This window comes from Candidatus Accumulibacter phosphatis (assembly GCF_000024165.1).
Classification (GTDB): domain Bacteria; phylum Pseudomonadota; class Gammaproteobacteria; order Burkholderiales; family Rhodocyclaceae; genus Accumulibacter; species Accumulibacter phosphatis.
The window spans coordinates 3,953,452-3,975,383 of sequence record NC_013194.1 but is presented as its reverse complement, the minus strand read 5'-3'; the positions used below and the strand labels follow the sequence as shown (position 1 = coordinate 3,975,383).

At 66.6% G+C, this 21,932-nt stretch carries 20 protein-coding genes and 1 pseudogene; 4 read left to right on the top strand and 17 right to left on the bottom strand.

What is annotated here, in order from left to right:
• Window positions 1-199 precede the first annotated feature (199 nt).
• Window positions 200-811: a DUF2802 domain-containing protein gene (locus CAP2UW1_RS24050; protein ID WP_015767889.1), complete on the top strand. Its 612-nt coding sequence runs from the start codon at window positions 200-202 to the stop codon at window positions 809-811.
• Between the two features lie 20 nt (window positions 812-831).
• On the top strand, window positions 832-1,560 hold the full coding sequence (locus CAP2UW1_RS24045) for an SPOR domain-containing protein (RefSeq protein ID WP_015767888.1): 729 nt from the start codon (window positions 832-834) through the stop codon (window positions 1,558-1,560).
• Window positions 1,561-1,564: 4 nt separating this feature from the next.
• On the opposite strand, the gene CAP2UW1_RS17130 is transcribed toward CAP2UW1_RS24045, so the two are convergent.
• Complete coding sequence (locus tag CAP2UW1_RS17130; RefSeq protein ID WP_015767887.1) at window positions 1,565-1,903, bottom strand: tetratricopeptide repeat protein; 339 nt, start codon at window positions 1,901-1,903, stop codon at window positions 1,565-1,567.
• 41 nt (window positions 1,904-1,944) lie between these two features.
• Between CAP2UW1_RS17130 and CAP2UW1_RS17125 the strand changes: the two genes are divergently transcribed.
• Both CAP2UW1_RS17125 and recG read left to right on the top strand, forming a co-directional pair.
• A complete protein-coding gene (locus tag CAP2UW1_RS17125) occupies window positions 1,945-2,328 on the top strand; it encodes a RidA family protein (RefSeq protein WP_015767886.1) in 384 nt (127 codons plus the stop codon).
• Window positions 2,328-4,403, top strand: a complete 2,076-nt coding sequence (recG, locus tag CAP2UW1_RS17120) for an ATP-dependent DNA helicase RecG (protein WP_015767885.1) — start codon at window positions 2,328-2,330, stop codon at window positions 4,401-4,403. The genes CAP2UW1_RS17125 and recG overlap by 1 nt, the downstream gene beginning before the upstream one ends.
• Window positions 4,404-4,432: 29 nt before the next feature.
• Here the strand turns inward: recG and CAP2UW1_RS17115 are convergent, their stop codons facing one another.
• From CAP2UW1_RS17115 to CAP2UW1_RS17045, 16 genes and pseudogenes are all read right to left on the bottom strand, one after another.
• Complete coding sequence (locus tag CAP2UW1_RS17115; protein ID WP_366915832.1) at window positions 4,433-5,491, bottom strand: methyl-accepting chemotaxis protein; 1,059 nt, start codon at window positions 5,489-5,491, stop codon at window positions 4,433-4,435.
• Window positions 5,492-5,512: 21 nt separating this feature from the next.
• Window positions 5,513-5,914 (bottom strand): annotated as a pseudogene (locus CAP2UW1_RS26210) (cache domain-containing protein); the annotation flags it as partial.
• Between the two features lie 36 nt (window positions 5,915-5,950).
• Window positions 5,951-6,784 (bottom strand): HDOD domain-containing protein, encoded by an 834-nt coding sequence (locus CAP2UW1_RS17110; protein ID WP_015767883.1) that lies wholly within the window; start codon window positions 6,782-6,784, stop codon window positions 5,951-5,953.
• 27 nt (window positions 6,785-6,811) lie between these two features.
• Complete coding sequence (locus CAP2UW1_RS17105; RefSeq protein ID WP_015767882.1) at window positions 6,812-7,624, bottom strand: CheR family methyltransferase; 813 nt, start codon at window positions 7,622-7,624, stop codon at window positions 6,812-6,814.
• 6 nt (window positions 7,625-7,630) lie between these two features.
• Window positions 7,631-8,191 (bottom strand): chemotaxis protein CheD, encoded by a 561-nt coding sequence (locus tag CAP2UW1_RS17100; RefSeq protein WP_015767881.1) that lies wholly within the window; start codon window positions 8,189-8,191, stop codon window positions 7,631-7,633.
• The gene (locus tag CAP2UW1_RS17095) at window positions 8,188-9,108 is read right to left on the bottom strand and encodes a PAS domain-containing protein (RefSeq protein WP_015767880.1); all 921 of its coding nucleotides are present in this window, start codon (window positions 9,106-9,108) and stop codon (window positions 8,188-8,190) included. The genes CAP2UW1_RS17100 and CAP2UW1_RS17095 overlap by 4 nt, the downstream gene beginning before the upstream one ends.
• A 46-nt stretch (window positions 9,109-9,154) precedes the next feature.
• On the bottom strand, window positions 9,155-11,101 hold the full coding sequence (locus tag CAP2UW1_RS24685; protein WP_015767879.1) for a methyl-accepting chemotaxis protein: 1,947 nt from the start codon (window positions 11,099-11,101) through the stop codon (window positions 9,155-9,157).
• 86 nt (window positions 11,102-11,187) lie between these two features.
• Window positions 11,188-12,831 (bottom strand): methyl-accepting chemotaxis protein, encoded by a 1,644-nt coding sequence (locus CAP2UW1_RS17085; protein ID WP_015767878.1) that lies wholly within the window; start codon window positions 12,829-12,831, stop codon window positions 11,188-11,190.
• A gap of 60 nt (window positions 12,832-12,891) precedes the next feature.
• Complete coding sequence (locus CAP2UW1_RS17080) at window positions 12,892-13,473, bottom strand: chemotaxis protein CheW (RefSeq protein ID WP_015767877.1); 582 nt, start codon at window positions 13,471-13,473, stop codon at window positions 12,892-12,894.
• Window positions 13,474-13,483: 10 nt separating this feature from the next.
• Complete coding sequence (locus CAP2UW1_RS17075; protein WP_015767876.1) at window positions 13,484-15,136, bottom strand: methyl-accepting chemotaxis protein; 1,653 nt, start codon at window positions 15,134-15,136, stop codon at window positions 13,484-13,486.
• A gap of 105 nt (window positions 15,137-15,241) precedes the next feature.
• On the bottom strand, window positions 15,242-15,829 hold the full coding sequence (locus CAP2UW1_RS17070) for a chemotaxis protein CheW (RefSeq protein ID WP_015767875.1): 588 nt from the start codon (window positions 15,827-15,829) through the stop codon (window positions 15,242-15,244).
• 10 nt (window positions 15,830-15,839) lie between these two features.
• Entirely contained in the window at window positions 15,840-17,480 is a 1,641-nt protein-coding gene (locus CAP2UW1_RS17065; RefSeq protein WP_015767874.1) for a methyl-accepting chemotaxis protein, read from the bottom strand.
• Between the two features lie 73 nt (window positions 17,481-17,553).
• Window positions 17,554-19,743 carry a chemotaxis protein CheA gene (locus tag CAP2UW1_RS17060; protein WP_015767873.1) on the bottom strand — a complete coding sequence of 730 codons (2,190 nt, stop codon included), beginning with the start codon at window positions 19,741-19,743 and terminating at the stop codon, window positions 17,554-17,556.
• A 46-nt stretch (window positions 19,744-19,789) separates the two neighbouring features.
• A complete protein-coding gene (locus tag CAP2UW1_RS17055; protein WP_015767872.1) occupies window positions 19,790-20,095 on the bottom strand; it encodes an STAS domain-containing protein in 306 nt (101 codons plus the stop codon).
• 34 nt (window positions 20,096-20,129) lie between these two features.
• Window positions 20,130-21,479: a methyl-accepting chemotaxis protein gene (locus tag CAP2UW1_RS17050; RefSeq protein WP_015767871.1), complete on the bottom strand. Its 1,350-nt coding sequence runs from the start codon at window positions 21,477-21,479 to the stop codon at window positions 20,130-20,132.
• A 9-nt stretch (window positions 21,480-21,488) separates the two neighbouring features.
• Window positions 21,489-21,857 carry a response regulator gene (locus tag CAP2UW1_RS17045; protein WP_015767870.1) on the bottom strand — a complete coding sequence of 123 codons (369 nt, stop codon included), beginning with the start codon at window positions 21,855-21,857 and terminating at the stop codon, window positions 21,489-21,491.
• Between the last annotated feature and the right edge of the window lie 75 nt (window positions 21,858-21,932).

The following is a 21,932-nucleotide window of genomic DNA, read 5'->3' as shown; positions in this document are numbered from 1 at the left end:
CGCTGCTGCCCGTCGCCCGATCCTCGTCCGGTTTCCGGACGAGGTTTTTTTTCGTCCGGCCGCCGTGTGGTCGAGATCCGGTCGAGTCCTCGACGCCCGGCGACGAGCCGGGCGCGAGCGCCGGCGGCGGCAAGACGGCTGTTGAGGCCGGGCAGGTGTCTGGCATAATGTCTCCCCGAGACAGTCACGAAGGCGCGCAATGGATATCGACCTGCTGAGCAGTCTGGGCTGGCGCGAAGGCTTGATCGCGATCATCGCACTCCTGGTGCTATACATCCTGGTCATGTTCTTGCGCATGCGGCGCCTGCAACGTGAACTGCGCGTGGCCGGCGTATCGCCGCGCGTGGCGCAGTCGGCTGTCGCTGCCTATGCGGCGGCCCAGGATCCGGAGTCGATCCCCACCGTCACGCCGGTGGAACCGGTCGCACCGGAAGCGCCGGTGGCGGCCGCTGCCGCCGTCGAGACCACCCCCCGGGTCGCTGCCGACGCGCCCGAGTTTCCCTGGAACGAGCCGCCGCCGGAGATTCCCGGGCAGGTGCTGATTGACGCGCTGCAACGGGAAGTCTATCAACTGCGCTGCGAGGTCGACGAATTGCGCGGCGAAGTCCTGGCGGCGCGCGAGGATTTTCGGCGCCAGTTGGCGCAGACGGAGGGCGCTGCGTTGGAGGCCAGCTCGCCGGTGTACAACGGCGCGATGCAGATGGCGGTTCAGGGGCACGACGCGACCACCATCGCCCATCACTGTGGCATTGCGCGGGCTGAGGCGGACCTCGTCGTTGCGCTCGCACGCAGTCGCAACGAAGGCATCTGAGAGGAAAGCGCGGGCAGGTCATGGCAACCCGACAGACAGGCAAGGCGCCGCCGCCGCTCGCACAGCCGGCACCAGCACCCATTGCGGGCGCTGACGAGAATGGCCCGTCCGACCTCAAGCGCCAGTTGCTTTGGCGAATGGGTCTTGCCGGGCTGATGATCCTGGCCTTGCTGGCGGCGCTGGCGGTGTTCGACGCGGTAAACACGCCCGATGAGCCGGTGACACCCCAGTTCAGCGAACCCGTTCCGGTCAGAAAGCGGGAACTGGTGCAGGCGCTGACGCCCGCCGCAGCACCTGCCGAAGCACCCGCCGAAGCACCTGCCGAAGCACCCGCGGCCGTCCCGGTGCCGGCGGAGCCGGAAGCGACCGCTGCACCGCTTGACCGATCGCGAACGGCCGTCGCCCTGGTGCCGCGTTCCGAAGGCATCGCCAGGCCAGTGCCGCCGCCGCCCGCGGCAGAGTCGCCGAAGGCGCCCGCCAGCGGCGGCGTTCCCGCGGCAGGCGAAGCGCCGCCGGCAGCGCCGCGTCCGGCGACCGGTTATGCCTGGCAATCGAGCGTCTTTCCGGACCTCGCCCGGGCCGAGGAAGTGCAGGCGAAGCTGGCGCAGGAAGGTATTCCCGCCTCGCTCGAGACGCGCTTGCGGGTGGGGCCGTTCCGCAGTCGTGCGGAAGCCGAGGCGGCGCGCCGCAAGCTGAAAGCACTCGGGCTCGACGCACTGACGCTGGTGGGTCCGGGCGGCAAGCCCTGATCGATCAGCCGCCGTTGGCCGGCGTCTGACGGCGCAGCCGCCGCGCGAAAACCGCCATCTCCTTGGCCGCCTGGATATCGCCCTTCGCTTCGGCGACGACGATTCCCTGCGCGTAGGCGGCGAGCGCTTCAGTGCTTTGGCCGCTCTCGGCGAGGGCTTTGCCGAGCAGCTTCCAGGCCGCCGAATAGCCGGCGTCGCGCTCGACCGCTGCCCGCAGATGACTGGCGGCGACGGCGGCGTTGCCGGCCTTGAGATACTCGTTGCCGAGTGAATAGCGCAGCAGGGCCCCATCGCGCGGGCCGCCGAGCAGTTTTTCCAGGTTGGCGATGATCGCGGTCGTCATTTACTATCTCCCGTTTCAATCCCATTGTAGAGGACAGCACCATGGCCAGAACGATCATTTCAAGCACCTTGGCGCCGGCGGCAATCGGCACCTATTCGCAGGCCGTCAAGGTGGGCGATACCGTCTATCTTTCCGGGCAGATCGGCCTCGACCCGACGACCATGCAACTCGCCGAGGGCATCGACGCCCAGATCGTGCGTGTCTTCGACAACCTCAAGGCGGTGGCGGAAGCCGCCGGCGGCTCACTGGCGGATGTCGTCAAACTCAATGTCTTTCTTACCGACCTGGCGCATTTCAAGACGGTCAACGAGGTCATGGGCTGCTACTTCTCCGAGCCCTTCCCGGCACGCGCCGCGGTCGGGGTCGCGAGCCTGCCGCGCGACGCGCTGGTCGAGGCCGACGCGGTGATGGTGGTCGGCGGCTGATGCCGACGGCGGACGAGATCGACGCGCCGCCGGCAATCAGGAGCAGGTTGCGCAAGCTCGGTATCGAACGACCGGACGACCTCGTCCTCCATCTTCCCCTGCGCTACGAGGACGAGACGCGCGTCACGCCGATCGCCGAGGCGCCCGTCGGCTGGCCGGTGCAGGTCGAAGCCGTGGTTCTCGACGTCGCGCTCCGGCAGGCGCCTCGACGTCAGCTTGTGGCACGCGTCAGTGACGCCGGCGGCGAAGGCAGCACGCTCTTTCTGCGCTTCCTGAGTTTCTACGGCAGCCAGAAGAGCGGCCTGGAGGCAGCGCGCGACGCCGGGCGCCGGCTGCGCATCTTCGGCGAGATACGCGACGGCTTCCTCGGCCGCGAGATGGTGCACCCGCGCTACCGTTTCCTGTCCGACGACGAGAACGGGGGCGAGAGCGACGTCGACGCGCTGCCGCCGTCGCTGACGCCGGTTTACCCGAGCACCGCCGGCCTGGCGCAGGGCACGCTGCGTCGCCTGATCGCGCGCGCGCTACGGGCTGCCGATCTGGCCGAGCTGCTGGCAGACGGCTGGCGCGAGCAGCACGCGCTGCCATCGTTGCCGGCGGCGGTCGCGTTTCTGCACTCGCCGCCGCCGGCCGTCGACGAATCGGCGCTGCAGGCGCGCGCGCATCCGGCCTGGCGGCGAATCAAGTTCGACGAGTTGTTGGCGCAGCAACTGGCGCTGCGTCGCCTCTCGCTGGCGCGTCGGCGTCAGGGCGCGCCGGTGCTCGCCGTAGCCGGCGAACTCGCCCGTCGGCTGCAGGCGGCGCTGCCCTTTGCCCTGACCGGCGCCCAGCGGCGGGTCGCCGCCGAGATCGCCACCGACCTCGAACAAGCGCACCCGATGCAGCGGCTGCTGCAGGGCGACGTCGGTTGCGGCAAGACGATCGTCGCCGCACTGGCCGCCTGCCAGGCGATCGAGGCCGGCTATCAGACGGCCTTCATGGCACCGACGGAGATCCTCGCCGAGCAGCACTACAGCAAGCTGCGCGCCTGGCTCGAGCCGCTCGGCATCGAGGTAAGCTGGCTGGCCGGCAGTCTCGGCGGCAAAGCCAGGCAGGCGAAGCGGCAACAGGTCGCGACGAGCGCGCAACTGGTCGTCGGTACGCACGCGCTGATCCAGGAAAGCATCGATTTCGCCCGTCTCGGCTTGGCGATCGTCGACGAGCAGCATCGCTTCGGCGTCGTGCAGCGCCTCGAGTTGCGACGCAAGGGCGTCAATCCGCACCAATTGATGATGTCGGCGACGCCGATCCCGCGTACCCTGGCGATGAGCTACTACGCCGACCTCGACGTCTCGGTGATCGACGAACTGCCGCCGGGTCGCTCGCCGGTGAAGACCCGGTTGTTCTCGGACACGCGCCGGGCCGAAGTCATTGCGGCGGTACGCGCCGTCGTCGCTGGCGGCCGCCAGGCCTACTGGGTCTGCCCGCTGGTCGAGGAATCCGCGAAGCTCGAACTGCAGGCGGCACTCGACACCTGGGCTGCACTCACCGCCGAACTGAGCGATCTGCGCGTCGGTCTCGTCCATGGCCGCCTCAAGGGCGACGAGAAAGCAAGCGTGATGGCCGCTTTCGTCGCCGGCGAGATCGACGTGCTGGTGGCGACGACGGTCATCGAAGTCGGCGTCGACGTGGCCAACGCCAGCCTGATGGTCATCGAGCACGCCGAGCGCTTCGGCCTGTCGCAGCTTCACCAGTTGCGTGGGCGAGTCGGTCGCGGCGCCGAGGAGTCGGTTTGCGTGCTGCTCTACCAGCAACCGCTGTCACGGACCGCACGGGCGCGGCTGAAGATCATCTTCGAGCACACCGACGGCTTCGAGATCGCCAGACAGGATCTGCGCCTGCGTGGCCCCGGCGAGTTCATCGGCAGCCGCCAGTCGGGCGTGCCGTTGCTGCGCTACGCCGACCTCGAAAGCGATGCCGACCTCGTCGAACTGGCGCAGCAGATGGCGGTGCAGTGGCTGCGCAACGATCCCGAACGCGTCGGGCGTCACCTGCGGCGGTGGTTCGGCCAGCGCGAGGAGTTGCTCAGAGCCTGAGGCTGCTCAGAGCCTGAGGCCCGGCGAACTCAGGCGACGCGAAAATAGGCCACCGCTTCGCGTAGCTGGTTGGCGAGTTGCTTGAGTTCGACCACCGAGGCGGCGTTGCCGCGCATCGTCGCCGTCGTTTCCTCGGTCATCGACGCGATGTGCTGGACATGGCGCGCGACGTCGTTGGCGACGGTGGCCTGCTCTCGGGTCGCCATCGCCACCTCATGCACGCGCTCGCTCGACTCCTGCGCTTGCCGGTGGATCTCCGCGAGCACGCTGCTCGCCGCACGTGCCTTGTCGAGGCTCAGGGTGACTTGCGGGGCGGCCTCCGCCATCGCCTCGACCGCCATTTCGGTATCCGCCTGGACGCTGACGACCATGGCGGCGATTTCGTTGGTGGCCTTGCTCGTACGTTCGGCGAGTTTGCGCACTTCGTCGGCGACGACGGCAAATCCCCGACCCTGTTCGCCGGCGCGCGCCGCCTCGATGGCCGCGTTCAAGGCCAGCAGATTGGTCTGTTCGGCAATCTCCTTGATCGCGCTGGCGATGCCGCCGATATCCCGCGAACGCGTCGCCAGTTGCCCGATCTGCTCCGAAGAGCGGGCGACGATCGCCGAGATCTTCTCGATCTCGTCGGCGGAAGCACTGACCAGCACTCGTCCCTGCTCGGCGCTGGTCGCGGCAGCGCTCGAGTTCTCGCCGGTGGCGTGCGCGTTCTGCGCCACCTCGTTGATGCTCACCGTCAGTTCCTCGATCGAAGCGGCGGTGGCCGACGTCGAGTTGGCCTGCTCCTCGGCAGCGCGGCTGGTTTCCTCGGTGGCCACGGAAATCTGGCTGGCGCGGCTGGCCAGCGCACCGGCCAGCCGGTCGATGTCGGCGATCAGTCCGCGCAGGCGGTTCTGCATCTGCGTGATCGACTGCATCAGACTACCGCTGGTGAGCCGGTCGGCGTGCAGCTCCTGGCTCAAATCGCCGGCGGCAATGCGCAGCGCGATCGCCGAGGCGTCCGCCGGCTCGCCGCCAAGCTGGCGCAGCACCCCGCGGCCGATCACGAAGGAAACGCCGGCGAGCAGCGCAACGACCAGCGCGATGATCAACGACGAGTTGATCGCCTGGCTGCGGAAGGCCTGGTCGACGTCGTCGAGGTAGATGCCGGTCCCGTAAACCCAGCCCCAGGGCTTGAACTGGGCCGCGTAGCTGACCTTGGCGACAGGTTTGTCGCTGCCGGGCTTGGCGAAAGCGTAGTCGACGGCGCCGCCACGCTCGCTGGCCAGAGCCGTTCGCACCAGTTCCTGGATCAGCGGCTTGCCACTTGGATCGCGCATCTCGGCGCCGCTCTTGCCTTCCAGTTCCGGCTTGACCGGGTGCATCACGAAGTGGTGTTGCGTATCGAGGATGAAGAAGTACTCGCCGCCGCTGTAGCGCATCTGGCGCAAGGTCTCGGCAGCGTGCTTCCTGGCTTCGTCCTCGCTCAGCGCGCAGCTCCTGGCGAGATCGTGAAAGCGGGCGATGACGCTGCCGGCGAACTCGGACTCGTCGGCGCCGTGCGCCGGTTCTTACAGGCGCAGCGCCGCCGTCAGGGACTGCACGTCCTCGGCCGACTCCTGCATGATTTCGCTCAGCGTTTCCTCGCCGATCAGCATGTCGATCGATGCCGCCATGCCTTCGCGCGGGCAGCCGTCGAGGTCGCGCAGCGGGCTTTCGACGGGCGCCAGCTCGTCGGCGAGCAGCAGCGTATCGCCAAGCGACGTCGGCGGCATGGCCAGGAAGCCCTGCCAGCACACCTCGATCGCGTCGATGACCGCCTGCGGGACAGACAGCGCCTTGAGCACGGCACGCCCGACATCGGCTTCGCCCGTTTCCGTCCACGCCGAAAAATCCTCGTCGAGCAGGCCCGGATACTCGCCGGCGCGCGAAATCAGGTAGAAGGCACCGACTTCGTGGACGATGCCGGCGAACATCGCCGTCTCCGGGTCGAGATGCGTCACCTTGCGGGCGATGACATGCGCCAGCGCCGCCACGTGCGCGGTGTGCTCCCACAGTCGCGCTGCCAGTTGGCGGTCGGCAGCCGATGTGGTCACGGCCAGCTGGCGGGTGACGACGGCAGTCGCCAACGAGCGCAGGTAGCGAAAACCGAGCCGCAGTACCGCGCTGCGGACGTCGGTGATGGCCCGGCCGGAGGCGCCGAAGGCCGTCGAGTTGGCGAGTGCCACGACCCTCGCCGCCAGCAAGGGCTCGGCCTTGATCAGGCGAGTCGCCTCGTCCACCTGGCAATCGGGATCGCCAAGGGCGCGCTGCAGCTTCATCGCGACCAGCGCATGCGTTGGGAAGCTCACCTCGCCACGCTCCAGTTCGGCGGCGATCTTCCGGAGGATCTCATAACGTTCCATGGCAGCGTTCAATCCTTTCCTCGGCGCTCACCGGGGTTTCTGGTAGATCGTCGGCTTCAGTCCCGTCAGCCGGTCGGTGATGCCATTCAGCGATTCCGAATGGCCGACAACGAAGTAGCCGCCCGGTTTCAGGCAGGGCAACATGTTCTCGATCACCTTGCGCTTCGTTTCCGCGTCGAAGTAGATCATCACGTTGCGCAGGAAAATGACGTCGAAGTCGCCGACGCCGCTGATCGGCAGTGTCAGGTTGACCTGCGCGAAGCTGACGTGCTGCTTGAGCCGGCTGTCGATCAACAGCCGGCCTTCCTGCGAGCGCACCCCCTTGAGGCAGTACTTGCGCAGGTAGGCTTGCGGAATGCCGGAGATCCGCTCCTGCGAATAGACGCCGGCTTGCGCCCGGGCGAGAACGGTGAGGCTGATATCCGAGCCGAAAACCTCCCACGCTCCTGCGCCGCGATGCTCGGCAAGCACCATCGCCATCGAGTAGGCCTCTTCACCGCTCGAACTCGCGCCGCTCCAGATCCGGAAAGTGCCCGGCCCACGCTGTTCCTCGACCAGGTTGCGCAGAAAGTCGAAGTGCTGCGGTTCGCGGAAGAAGTAGGTTTCGTTGGTGGTCAGCAGATCGACCATCTGCTGGACTTCGTCGGGATCCTGGCCGGAGGCCAGCAGCCGGTAGTACTGCGTGTAGGTGGCAAAGCCGTGGTGCGCAAGACGGCGGCCGAGCCGGCCGACGAGCAGAATGCGCTTGGCGTCCGACAGGCTGATCCCGGCCAGCCGGTAGATCAGTCGCTGGAAGAGCGCGAACTCCTGGTCGGTGATCGGGGATCCGGAATCGTTCATGTTCTCTCAGAAGAGTTCGATGTCGGTCTTCTTCGGCGCGACGACGAGCGTGTTTTCGTAAGCGCTTTCGGCCTCGGCGATGCTCTGGTTGGTCTGGCCGCGCTTGCAGAAGGCCTCGCCGGTCTGCGGGTCGAGAATCACCTTGCGCGACCACGGGCCCATCAGGTCCGAGGCCAGCAGGGCAATCTGCTCGCGCGCCAGCCACTCGCGCGCGAACTCGGCGTTGCGCTGGCCGATGCTGACGCCGGTCAGCGACGAGACGACGTTGCCGCCGCCGAAGGCCTTGCCCTGCAGGCGCTTCTTCTGGGCGCCACGGGCAAGCATGCCGTTCATCAGTGCTTCCATGCAGTAGTTGCCGCAGAGCAGCATGTCGAGGTCCTTGTTGGCCGATCGCTCGAACTTGGGCAGCATGAAATGGTTCAGACCGCCGATCCTCAGTTTCGGGTCCCACAGACAGACGGCGACGCACGAACCGAGGAGGGTGGCAATCGGCCGATCGGTTTCGATGGCCCAGCCGCCGGGATTGATGTTGCGCGCCAGGCGCTCGAGATCGCGCGGGTTGCTCATGCGGCGCTCCCCGGTGACGGCTCAACAACTGGCTCGGCAAGTGGTTCGGCAACTGGCTCGGCCGGCGCCGGCCGCGTGATCGTGGTCACGTCGTCGTAGAGCACGGCGAACTGGCCGGGTTCCGGGCAGTAGACGGTGATCCGGTAATGGCGGCCGAGGTCGTTGCTGAAATCGTCGAACTGCGCGCAGTCGCCGGTCAGTGCCACGTTGGCGTAGCGCGCGAGCCAGCGGCTGTCGGGCGGCTGCAGAAGTGTGCGGGCGCAGCGCCCGAGGATCGCGGAGCGGGTCAGGCCGGTGATCGCCTCGAACGCCGGGTTGACCTCGAGAAAACGGTAATCGCAGGCCTGGCCGTCAGCGTCGAGGACTATCTCGTGCAGCGCGAAGCCGGCCGTCAGCGACTCAAACAGGCCGCGGAAGCGGCGTTCGCCGGCGTGCAGGGCGGTCTCCGCCGGATCGCGGTCGGCTGCCGCGGGGTGGGCGGCGTTCGCGGCCGCCGGCACGCCACCGAGAAGCGGAATCGTCAGCACCAGGTAGCGCGTCGTGCGGGTCGGCGTATCGTCCGCGAACGGCGTCAGCGACCAGCAACACGCGCCGATCTCTCCGGTCGCGCCGAGGTCCGCGGTGCCCGGCCGACGCGTAACGGCCTGGGCGATCCCCGAGTCGCGGACCCGGCGAAAGATCGCCTCGACAGTGGTCTGCGGGAAGATCTCGAAGTAGTTGCGGCCGGGGAAAAACTCCGGCGCCTGGTCATTGGCTGCCGCATAGCGCGAATTGACGCGCAGAAAGACGAAGTCCGCATTCAGGACGGCGACCGCCAGACCGGTGTTCTCGAAAACCGCTGCCCACGGCGAGGCGGCATCGAGGCCGTCGAGGAGTTGAGCTTCGCGGTCAGCGCGGGAGGCGGTGGCGGAGGCCATGTTCAGGGTCTTGGCAAAGGTCGGGATGGCGTCGTCGCAGCGGAGCTCACGCCGGCCGGTGGGCAGACGCCAGATGGCCGTCTTCCTCGATCTGGAAGAAGGTCATCAACTCCTGCAATTGTGCCGCCTGGCCGCCCATCTCCTCGGCCGTCGCGGCAAGTTCCTCGGAGGCCGAGGCGTTCTGCTGCGTCGCCTGATTCAACTGGCCCATGGCGCCGTTGATCTGGCCGACACCCGAGTTTTGCTGGTGGCTCGCCGAAGCGATCTGCTGGACGAGATCGGAAGTCTTACGGATCGACGGCAGCATCGCCGTGAGCAGCGAGCCGGCGCGCTCGGCGAGTTTCACCGAATCTTTGGCGACGTTGCCGATCTCCTGCGCGGCGACCTGGCTGCGCTCGGCGAGTTTCCTGACTTCGGCTGCGACGACGGCGAAACCCTTGCCGTGTTCGCCGGCGCGCGCTGCTTCGATGGCCGCGTTGAGCGCCAGCAGGTTGGTCTGGTAGGCGATGTCGTCGATGATGCCGATCTTCTCGGCGATGCTCTTCATCGCCTCGACCGTACTCGCCACCGCCGTGCCGCCTTCCTCGGCTTCCCGCGCGGCTTGGCTGGCGATGCCGTCGGTGATGCGCGCGTTCTCGGTGTTCTGCACGATCGACGCGCCCATCTCCTCCATGCTGGCGTTCGTTTCCTCGACCGAGGCCGCCTGTTCGCTCGCCGACTGCGACAGCGACTGGGCGGTCGCCGAGACCTGCCCCGCGGCATTGCCCAGGTTGTCGGCAGCGGCGCGTACATCGCCGATGATCTCGCGCAGCTTGCCGACCATCGCCTGCATCGCCGTCATCAGTTGGCTGACTTCGTTGCTCCCGCGCGCTTCGATGTCCACCAGCAGGTCGCCTTCGGAGAGTCGCTGCGCGGCATCGGCGGCAACGCGCAGCGGCTGCACGACGAGGCGATTGATCAGCAGCAGCAGGATCGCCGACAAGGCCAGCGAGAGCACCAGCGTGGCGCCGATCATCAGCTTGCGCACCTTGTCGGCCAGGCTGAACAGCTCGTCGGTATAGACGCCCGCGCCGACGATCCATTGCCAGTCGGCGAATTCGTTGAAGACGACGATCTTGTTGCGTGGCGACGTTTCGCCGGCCTCCTTGTTGATCCACGGGTAGACGATCTCGCCGTTGCGCTTGTCGAGAATCTCCTGGATGAAGCGGCGTCCGTCGCTGTCGGTCGCCGCGGCGATGTTCTTGCCCTCCTGCGCCGGATGGATCACCAGCGTTCCCGCCGTTTCGCCCGGTCGAGCGTCGAGGACGTACACGTAGCCGGTGTCGCCGAGCTTGATCTTGCGGATCGTGTTCTTGAGCTGATCAAGCGAGGCCATGATGTTCATCCCGACGAACAGGGCGCCGACGACGCGGCCCTGGGCGTCCTTGACGGGCCGATACTTGGCCATGAACTGGCGACCGAACAGCGTCGCCTTGCCGCTGTAGTCCTGTCCGGCAATCAGGCTCGCGTAGGCGGGGTGATCCTTGCCGAGCAGGGTGCCGGTCATGCGTTCTCCCTTGTCGTTCTTCAGCGACGTGGCGATGCGCAGGAAGTCGTCACCCTGGCGAGCGAAGATCGTCGCAACGCCGTTGCCGCCCGGGGTCGCGGCGACGATCGCGTCAACCTCGGTCGTGCGTCCGTTGAGGAGCTTGTCGGCGACGCGCAGTTCCGGTGTCTTGGCCGCCGAGTCACCCGCGGTGAAGCTGCCGGGAAGCGCTGCCGCCAACTGGGCCAACCAGGTGTCGGCCTGTTCGCGCAGCAGCGCATCGGTCTGCGCCAGCATGTTCAGAATGAACTTGTTCGTCTCGTGCAGCTTTTGCGTCTCGACTTGCCGATTGATCGAGGCGACGTAAGACGAAACGAACCAGCCGAAACCGCCGAGCAGCAGCACCGTGCTGACGAGGACCAGGGCGGCGATTTGCAGACGCAGCGATCGGTTCAAAAAACCAAGCATGCTGACTCCCTCGGGTGAAGACGGTCGGTGACTTCGGTTGGCAGACCAAGGCGGCAGCGCCGATCCGGGTCATCGACGTCTGTCGCTCAGAAGCGTTCGAAATCATGTTCGGAAGGGGCCACGGCGGCAACGCGCCCTGGTGCCCGGGGACGCGCTGCCGGCGCGGCAGCGCGCGCGGGGCGAGTGGCGCGCGCGGCGGGGGCGGTCCTTCTCGCGGCGGCCGGCGAGCGGCCGGCGTCGGCGAGCTGGAAGAAGGTCATCAGTTCCTGCAACTGGCCGGCCTGGCCGCCGAGTTCCTCGGCGGTGGCGGCGAGCTCTTCGGAGGCCGAAGCGTTCTGCTGCGTCGCCTGGTTGAGTTGGCCCATGGCGCCGTTGATCTGGCCGACGCCGGAGGACTGCTCCTGCGAGGCGGCAGCGATTTCCTGCACCAGATCAGAAGTCTTGCGGATCGACGGCACCATCTCGCCGAGCAGCGAGCCGGCGCGTTCGGCGAGTTTCACCGAGTCCTTGGCGACGTTGCCGATTTCCTGCGCGGCGACCTGGCTGCGTTCGGCGAGCTTCCTGACTTCGGCGGCAACGACGGCGAAACCCTTGCCGTGCTCGCCGGCGCGCGCCGCCTCGATGGCGGCATTGAGCGCCAGCAGGTTGGTCTGGTAGGCGATGTCGTCGATGATGCCGATTTTCTCGGCGATGCTCTTCATCGCCTCGACGGTGCGGCCGACGGCTTCGCCGCCTTCGACGGCCTGCCGGGCGGCGGTCGACGCCATGCCGTCGGTGACGCGGGCGTTCTCGGTGTTCTGCACGATCGAGGCACTCATCTGCTCCATGCTGGCGGTGCTTTCCTCGACCGACGCCGCCTGCTCGCTGGACGACTGCGACAGCGACTGCGCGGTCGCCGAGACCTGGCCCGAGGCGTTGCTGAGCTTGTCGGCAGCGTTACGGACATCCCCGATGGTTCGCCCGAGCGTGTCCCGCATCTGCGCGAGGCTGGCGAGCAGACTGGAGCCGTCGCCATCCTGGAGACGAATGTCGACGGCCAAGTTTCCCTCGGTAATCGCGCGCGCCACGGCCACTGCGTCAGCCGGCTCCCCGCCCAGAAGACGCAGCAGATCTCGACCGATCCAGGCAAGCGCGGCGACGGAAAACAGGGTCGCCAGTGCGGCGACGACGATCAACGCGTAAACCCCGCGCCGCGCGGTATCCTGAGCGATGATCGTTGCTTGCTCGTTGCGCTTGGTCTGTACCTCGATCAGCTTCGTCAGAGCCTTGACGGTCGCGGCTCCCGACAGGAGGATCGTGCGTGCCCGGAATTCCTTGGCCTCGTCCGTCTTACCCTGTTCCATCAAAGCCAGCCACTTGGGTCTATCGCTCCGGTATGGCTCATACGCGGAGCGGAATTCATCGATAGCGCGGCGTCCTTCCTCGTTAACCGCTGTCTTGGCAAAGCGGCCGATCGCGTCCTCGAGCTGTCGGAACTGCTCGGGACTGTCGTTCACCACCTTCGTCCGAGTTGCCGCGTCCGTGCTGCCGGCGTATTGCGACACGCCGAAGCGGAGTTTCCACATCGCGTCCTGCGCCGAAGCCAGCGCGGCATTCCCCTCGACTCCGCCCTGCTGGGTATCGGTCAAGGCCGCACGCAGGGTGGACTGCATGTACCATGCAGCGCCTCCGATCGACGAGGCGAGAACGACGATGAGCAGGCCGATGACTACCAAGCGTTTTTTTAGCACTGCGATTTCTCCGTATATGGTGAGCGGTTTCTCTCGGCACGCCGAGCGGTGCGGGGTGGATCAGACGTTGCTTCCAGCATGGTCGGCGAGCGCGGCGAGCGTCGCAATCTCGTCGACCGACAGTACTCTGACTATGTTGAGGATGATGACGAACCTGCCGGCGACCTTGCCCATTCCCTGGATGAAGTCGGCGCGGATGCGGGCGCCGAAGGAGGGTGGCGGCTCGATTTCGCTGCCGGGAATCTCGATCACTTCCGAGACCGCATCGACCATGATGCCGATGTCGTGGCGAAAATCGCCTTCGCTGACCTCGAGGATGACGATGCACGAGCGTTTGCCGATCTGGCTCTCGGCACCGCCAAAGCGGGCGGCGAGGTCGATCACGGGCACGACGCTGCCGCGCAGGTTGATGACGCCGCGGATGAAGGGCGGCATCATCGGGATCTCGGTGAGGTTGCCGTACTCGATGATTTCCTTGACGTTGAGGATGGCGACGGCAAACATCTCGCCGCCGAGCAGGAAGGTGAGGTATTGCTGCGGGCCGTCGGCGGCGGCCTGGTGGGCTTCGAGCGCGGCTGCCGCCTGTCTGGCGAGCGCGTTGACGGGGCCGCCAGCGGGACGGTTCTGGGCGATCTGGGTCATCGAGGGCTCCTCAGAAACGTTCGAAATCGTGTTCGGAAGGCGCCACGGCGGCGACCCGCCCCGCTGTCCGCGGACGCGCTGCCGGCGCGGCGGTGCGCTGGGCGCGCGCGGCGGGGGCAGTCCTTCTCGCGGCGGCCGGCGAGCGACCGGCGTCGGCGAGCTGGAAGAAGGTCATCAGTTCCTGCAACTGGCCGGCTTGGCCGCCGAGTTCTTCGGCGGTGGCGGCGAGTTCCTCGGAGGCCGAGGCGTTCTGCTGCGTCGCCTGGTTGAGTTGGCTCATGGCGCCGTTGATCTGGCCGACACCCGAGGACTGCTCCTGCGAGGCGGCGGCGATTTCCTGCACGAGATCCGAGGTCTTGCGGATCGACGGTACCATCTCGCCGAGCAGCGAGCCGGCGCGTTCGGCGAGTTTCACCGAGTCCTTGGCGACGTTGCCGATTTCCTGCGCGGCGACCTGGCTGCGTTCGGCGAGCTTCCTGACTTCGGCGGCAACGACGGCGAAACCCTTGCCGTGCTCGCCGGCGCGCGCCGCCTCGATGGCGGCATTGAGCGCCAGCAGGTTGGTCTGGTAGGCGATGTCGTCGATGATGCCAATTTTCTCGGCGATGCTCTTCATCGCCTCGACGGTGCGGCCGACGGCTTCGCCGCCTTCGACGGCCTGCCGGGCGGCGGTCGACGCCATGCCGTCGGTGACGCGGGCGTTCTCGGTGTTCTGGACGATCGAGGCGCTCATCTCTTCCATGCTGGCCGTGCTTTCCTCGACCGACGCCGCCTGCTCGCTGGACGACTGCGACAGCGACTGCGCGGTCGCCGAGACCTGGCCCGAGGCGTTGGAGAGATTGTCGGCGGCGGTGCGTACCTCGCCGATGATCTCGGATAATTTGGCAATCATCGCCTTGATGCCGGCCATCATGCTGCTGGAGTCGTCGGCACGGGTGTCGACGTGCACTGCCAGGTTGCCCGCGGCCACTTGCGCGACGATTTTCGCCACATGCGCCGGCTCACCACCCAACTGCGCCAGGATGCTGCGCGTCAGCAGCACGCCAAGCAGGGCCGAGACGAGGATGGCGCCGGCGATGAGGCTGCTGGTGATGATGAGGGTACTGTGGTACTTGGCGGTGGACGCGTCGTATTCCTGCTTCGCGACAACGAGTTGCAGGTCGATCAACTCGCCGATCTTGCCGCTGATGGGGTCAATCGTCGCGTACAGCGGGCCGTCGAATTCGCCCGCGCGGCCGGCCAGGCTGCCGCGCTTGTCGGCGAGAAATGCGGCAAGGCGCGCGACGTCCCGGTTGGCGGCAGCGAAAAGCGCTTCGGCTTCCTTGGCCAGGCGGGCTTCGTCGGCGGTCAGCGTCGTCGCCATATAGGCTTTCCATTCCTGGGCGATCAGCGTGCTTGCTTCACGCACGCCCTTGGCCGCTTCCTCGGCGTTCATCCGGCCGGCATTGAGTTTGTTGGCGGCATCGATGATCGCCACCGCGTAGGCGTCGGCGATTAGCTTGAGCTGCTTGAGTGGAACGACGCGGTCGTTGTAGACCCTCGCCAGACCGTCATTGGTCGCTCGCATGCCGAGCAGCCCTTGCGCTCCCACCAGGAACAGGAGGAGGCAGAGAAAACCCAGGACGGCGATCAGCCTGAGCTTGATGGTAAGACGGCCTGACATGGGTTACCTCGTCTTGATAGTGGCTGGTGATGGAAGGCTGCGAGCCAGGGCGGGCTTGCCGCGTGCCCTGGCCATTACGGGGAAGCGATCGACCGGCCAGCGCCGTCATGCCGCGCCGCTGCTCGTCTCGGCGCTGGCGACCTGCGCGAGCAGCGCAATCTCGTCGACCGACAGCACCCTGACGATGTTGAGGATGATGACGAACCTGCCGGCGACCTTGCCCATTCCCTGGATGAAGTCGGCGCGGATGCGGGCGCCGAACGAGGGTGGCGGCTCGATTTCGCTGCCGGGAATCTCGATCACTTCCGAGACCGCATCGACCATGATGCCGATGTCGTGGCGAAAATCGCCTTCGCTGACCTCGAGGATGACGATGCACGAGCGTTTGCCGATCTGGCTCTCGGCACCGCCAAAGCGGGCGGCGAGGTCGATCACGGGCACGACGCTGCCGCGCAGGTTGATGACGCCGCGGATGAAGGGCGGCATCATCGGGATCTCGGTGAGGTTGCCGTACTCGATGATTTCCTTGACGTTGAGGATGGCGACGGCAAACATCTCGCCGCCGAGCAGGAAGGTGAGGTATTGCTGCGGGCCGTCGGCGGCGGCCTGGCGGGCTTCGAGCGCGGCTGCCGCCTGTCTGGCGAGCGCGTTGACGGGGCCGCCAGCGGGACGGTTCTGGGCGATCTGGGTCATCGAGGGCTCCTCAGAAACGTTCGAAATCGTGTTCGGAAGGCGCCACGGCGGCGACCCGCCCCGCTGTCCGCGGACGCGCTGCCGGCGCGGCGGTGCGCTGGGCGCGCGCGGCGGGGGCAGTCCTTCTCGCGGCGGCCGGCGAGCGACCGGCGTCGGCGAGCTGGAAGAAGGTCATCAGTTCCTGCAACTGGCCGGCCTGGCCGCCGAGTTCTTCGGCGGTGGCGGCGAGTTCCTCGGAGGCCGAGGCGTTCTGCTGCGTCGCCTGATTGAGTTGGCTCATGGCGCCGTTGATCTGGCCGACACCCGAGGACTGTTCCTGCGAGGCGGCGGCGATTTCCTGCACGAGATCCGAGGTCTTGCGGATCGACGGTACCATCTCGCCGAGCAGCGAGCCGGCGCGTTCGGCGAGTTTCACCGAGTCCTTGGCGACGTTGCCGATTTCCTGCGCGGCGACCTGGCTGCGTTCGGCGAGCTTCCTGACTTCGGCGGCAACGACGGCGAAACCCTTGCCGTGCTCGCCGGCGCGCGCCGCCTCGATGGCGGCATTGAGCGCCAGCAGGTTGGTCTGGTAGGCGATGTCGTCGATGATGCCGATTTTCTCGGCGATGCTCTTCATCGCCTCGACGGTGCGGCCGACGGCTTCGCCACCTTCGACGGCCTGCCGGGCGGCGGTCGACGCCATGCCGTCGGTGACGCGGGCGTTCTCGGTGTTCTGGACGATCGAGGCGCTCATCTCTTCCATGCTGGCAGTGCTTTCCTCGACCGACGCCGCTTGCTCGCTGGACGACTGCGACAGCGACTGGGCGGTCGCCGAGACCTGGCCCGAGGCGTTGGAGAGATTGTCGGCGGCGGTGCGTACCTCGCCGATGATCTGCGAGAGCTTGCCGACCATCGTTTGCAGCGCCGCCATCAACTGGCCGACCTCGTCCTTGCTGTCGACCTTGATGTTGACCGACAGGTCGCCTTCGGCGAGCGCGTTGGCGGCGCTTACCGCCTCACTGATCGGTCGCGTGATCGAGCGTGTCACCCAGAAAGCGAAGCCGATGCCGATGAGGAAGGCACTAATCGCCAAGACGAGGACAATGACCTCTGCCTGTTCGGCCGACTTGTCGGCCGCCTCGCCGCTCTTCTTCATCAGATCGACCTGGAAGTCGATCAGTGCGGTAATTGTCGCGACATAGTCGTTGTGAACCTTGCGGAATGGGCCCATCAACTGCGTGATGGCCTCCTCGCGCTTTCCCGACTTGGCGATCTCAATGAACTTGTCCAGCTCGGCGCCGTAAGCCTTGCCCTTGTCAACTACCGCGGCGAGTGCTTTCTTGTCCGCTTCCGAGGTGCTGACCTTTTCGAGCTTGGCAAGCGCTTCGCCGGCCGCCTTGCGCGCTTCGGGAATGCGTTCGAGTTCCTTCTGGATGTCGTCCGGCTTGCTGGAGAGCATCGCACCGCGCGTCGCGCGTGCGACGACATTGACCTGGTCGATCACGTCGTTGGCCCAGACCGTCTTCGGGAAGCGATCTTTGAGCATGCCCGTGATCGCCCCGTTGAGATGGTCAAGCCGGTTGTATGATGTCGCCGCGAGGGCGGCCATGAGGACGAGGACGAGGCCGAAGCCCAGGCCGAGCCGGGCGCCGATGCGAAGGTTCTTGAACATGATTTTTCCTTACGAGTGGCAGTCAGTCTTGGGTGGAAAAAGCGAAACTTGCTGGCGACGGCGGGCGGCCGCGTCAGGGCGAGACGGCGACTTCGCGGCGTGGCGGCGCCAGTCGCCGCTCTTCGCTGCTGCCGACGAGACTGACCAGCGCCGGCACGTCGAGGATCAGTGCGACCTCGCCGGTGCCGAGGATGGTCGAGCCGCCGATGCCGCGCAGGTGCTTGAAGAGAACGCCGAGCGGCTTGATCACCGTCTGGAATTCGCCGAGCAGCGTATCGACGACCAGGCCAGCCTTCTTGCCGGCGTACTGGACGATGACCACGTTCTGGCGACCGGGCACCTCGCCACCGATTTCGAACAGCTCGCGCAGGCGGACGAAGGGCAGGACTTCGCCGCGCAGGTTGAGGTAGTTGCGGCTGCCCGGCGCGTCGGCGAGTTCGATGCATTCGACGACCGATTCGAGCGGCACGACGTAGGCGGCCTTGCCGACGCCGGTCAGGAAGCCGTCGATGATCGCCAGCGTCAGCGGCAGGCGGACGGTGAAGGTCGATCCCTCGCCTTCGACCGTACTCACCTCGACGCTGCCGCGCAGGCTCTGGATGTTGCGGCGGACGACGTCCATGCCGACGCCGCGGCCGGAGATGTTGGTCACCTGGTCGGCGGTCGAGAAGCCGGCCTCGAAGATCAGGTTGATGATCTCGTGGTCGGAAAGCGTCGCTGCCGCGTCGATCAGCCCCTTGGCGATGGCCTTGGCGCGGATCTTCTCTTTCGGCAGGCCACCGCCGTCGTCGATCACCTCGATGATGATGCTGCCCGAGTCGTGGTAGGCGTTGAGCTGCACGGTGCCGTTCTCGGGTTTGCCGCGCTCGGCGCGTAGCGCCGGCGCTTCGATGCCGTGGTCGATGGCGTTGCGCACGAGATGCATCAGCGGATCGCCGAGTTTCTCGACCACCGATTTGTCGAGTTCGGTGTCGGCGCCGGTGATCACCAGGTCGATGCTCTTGCCCATCTCGCGCGCGTTGTCGCGCACCACCCGGTTGAAGCGGTTGAAGGTTTCGCCGATCTGCACCATGCGCAGTTGCAGCGCCGAGTCGCGGATGTCCTCGACCAGACGCAGCAGTACCGAGGTCGATTCGCTCAGCTCGGACTGGCCGCTGCGCTGGGCCAGCAGGTTGGCGCCGGCGCCGGCGATGACCAGTTCGCCGACCAGATCGATCAACTGGTCGAGCTTGTCGGCGTGCACGCGGATCATGCGCGCTTCGTTGGCCTTCTTCTCGCTGACCACGGCCTGGCGGCTGGCGGCAGCCTCGACGATCTCCTTGTGCACGACTTTCTGGCCGACGAGAATGTCACCGAGCGGCGTCTGCGGCGCCGGCGTTCCCTCGACAGCCGTCGGCAGGGATTGCGCGGTGAGGCCGGCGTCGAGTTCGGCCTGCGTCAGCGCGCCGGAGCGCACGAGGATCTCGCCGAGGCGCATGTTGTCCTCGGGAAGTTCGTTGATCAACTTCAGGTACTCGTCGATCTTCGAGTTGGGCGGCAGGATGTGCAGCGTGCAGTCGTCGCGGACGAAGTCGAAGACGTTCTCGATCTGGGCCTTCGAGGCGCGCGTCTGGAAGCGCATCTCGAAACCCAGGTAGCAGCATTCGGGGTCCATCTCGTCGGCCGCGGGCATGGCGTCGGCGAGGGTGGTGATGGCGATGATCTCGCCGAGCGAGGCGAGGTAGTGCAGGAAGGATAGCGGGTCGGTACCGTTCCGGAGCACGCCGGGACCGAAGCGGACGGAGATGTGCCAGGCGTCGGTGACGACCATGCCGCCGCCGGACGCGGCCAGTGCGGCCTCGCGCTCGATGGGCATCGCGCTGGGCGCTGCGCCGCCGCCGAGGAACTTCTCGGTCAGCGCCGCCAGCAGCGCGTCGCCGCGTGCCTGGACGGCAGCGTCGGGTAGCGGCAGGCCGGCGACGAGGACGTCGAGCAGCGCGCCGAGGTGGTCGCAGCATTCGAGCATGACTGTCGACAGTTCGCCGCTGACGGCGATTTCGCCGTTGCGCAGCTTGTCGAGGACGTTTTCGACCTTGTGCGTGAAGGCTTCGATGAAGTGGCATTCGACGACGCCGGCGCCACCCTTGATGGTGTGTGCGGCGCGGAAGATGGCGCCGAGATTGTCGGCGTCGTCGGGCGACTGCTCGAGCTTGAGCAGGCCGTCTTCCATGGCGAGCAGCTGGTCGCGGCTCTCGGTGACGAAGGTGCTGGTCAGTTCGTCCATCGGGTTCTCTCCTCGTTCTTGCGTTCGATCGTTGTCGGCGGCGGTTTCAGGCGTTGGCGGAGATGACCATCGGGTCGCCGAAGACGCCGACCAGATTGCAGAAGTCGAGGATCTGCTGGACGGCCGGGCTGTGGCCGCTGATCGTCAGGCGCTTGCCCTGCTGCAGCACTTCGCGCTTGAGCAGCATCAGCAGTTGCAGGCCGGCGGTGTCCATTTCGGCGACGCCGGAAAGATCGAGTTCGAGGTGATCCGCCGCCGCCAGCGCGGCGAGCAACTGCTCCTTCTGCGCTTGCGCCTGGTAGATCGTCATGTCGTCGTCGATGACAAGGCGGTTGGCCGGGGAAGCCTTCATGGTGATTTCCTCCTGGGTGCGCCTGCGGCGCGGTTCAGAACAATTCGACGTTGTTCGACTTCGCCGGCGCGGCGGGCGCCGTGGCGGCGGTGCCGGGCCGACTGCCGCCAGCGCTGCTTCTGCCGCTGCCGCTGCCCGTATCCATGGCCTGGTGGTGAGCATGGCGCTGCTGGTCCATCACGTAGGTCGAGAACACCTCCTGCATCTGCTTGGCGAGGGGTTCGATGGCGTCTTCGCGGCGGACGTCGATGCCGCGTTCGATGACTCCGGCCAGCGCGTCGGCGTGCGTGTCGAGGCGCTCGATGCCGCTGATCACCTGTTCGATCTGCTGCCGCGTCACGTCCTGGAACTGCACGCTGGCCAGCGTATCCATGAACATGGCGCCGAGCTTGCCGCTGCTCTGGCTGATTGTTGCGAGCAGCGCGCGCTCGCGTTCGGTGAGGGTCGCGTAGCTGTTGCCCAGCAAGGCGAGTTGCTGCGCGAAGCGTTCGAGGCTGTCGCGTTCCTCGGCGATGTGCGAGTGCGCGAGCTTGTCCTGGGACTGGCTCTCGATGATGCGGGCGACGGCGGCGATGCCGTCGTTGATCTTCTTGACTGCGGCTTCGGTTTCGTGCGAAAGCTTGCGTACTTCGTCGGCGACGACGGCGAACCCACGGCCAGCCTCGCCGGCGCGGGCGGCCTCGATGGCGGCGTTGAGCGCGAGCAGGTTGGTCTGGCCGGCGATATGCTTGATCAGGTCGACGAGGGTCTGCAGCGCCTTGGCTTCGCGAACGGCTTCGGCGCTGCGCGCCTGGTCTTGCGCCGTCTCGTCAATGCGCTGGCCAATGAAGGCCTTGAGCTTGTCGATCAGCTCCTGGTTGGCGCCGAGGGTTTCTTCGGAAGCTTGCGCCATCGTTTCCGCGTCGCTGGCGGCGTCGGCGACGAAGCGGTTGAGATCGGTGACGACGTCGTCGATGGTCTGCAGGCGCGAGGTGACGTCGTAGGCGGCTTGCTCGGTCTGCTCGACGACGCTGCGCAACTGGCCGACGAGAACCTTGTTGAAACGCGGCATCTCGCGCAACTCGGGCATGGCGACGCGCTGGCAGACCTTGTTCGATGGGCAGGGCGGGCGCTCGTCCTTGAGCTGACTGTCGATGCCCATGTGTACGTCGTGGTAGAGGGCGCGCGAGATGCTCTGCTGAACGGCGACGAAGAGAAGAAGACCGCACAGCGTCATCAAGGTATCGATGCTGCGATCGCCGAGTCCGAACGTGCGCGCGAGAAATTCGTTGTACAGATCGTGGATCAGGAAGACCACGATGACGGCCACGACGGTCGCGGCGATGCCGGTGATCAGCGTGCGCTGGTGGTACTGCCGATAGAGCGGCGTGAGCGGGGTGGCCATCGTGCCGGCCTACTTGATGACCAGCTTGATCGTGTTCAACAGGTCGTCGGCGGTCGCCGGCTTGACGATCCACCCGGACGCGCCGGCGGCTTTCGCTTCGACCTTGCGGCTCTGCTGCGATTCCGTGGTCAGGAAGAGGATGGGCAGGAAGCGGTAGGCGGGCAGCGCGCGCACCTTCTTGATCAGTTCGATGCCGTTCATGCCGGGCATGTTGAGGTCGGTGATCAGGAGGTCGACCTTGACCCCGGCGCTGAACTTCTTCAACGCCTCCTCGGCGTTGGCGGCTTTCTCGACGGCGAATCCGGCCTTGCCGAGAATGCTCGAGACGCTGAGCAGGATGGTCGCCGAATCATCGACGAGGAAAATCGTTTTCGCCATGGTGAGCCTTCTCCGATGCGGTGCGGCCGGCGCTGGGGCAGCGCTGCCGCTGGGATGACAATCTGATGGGGGCGG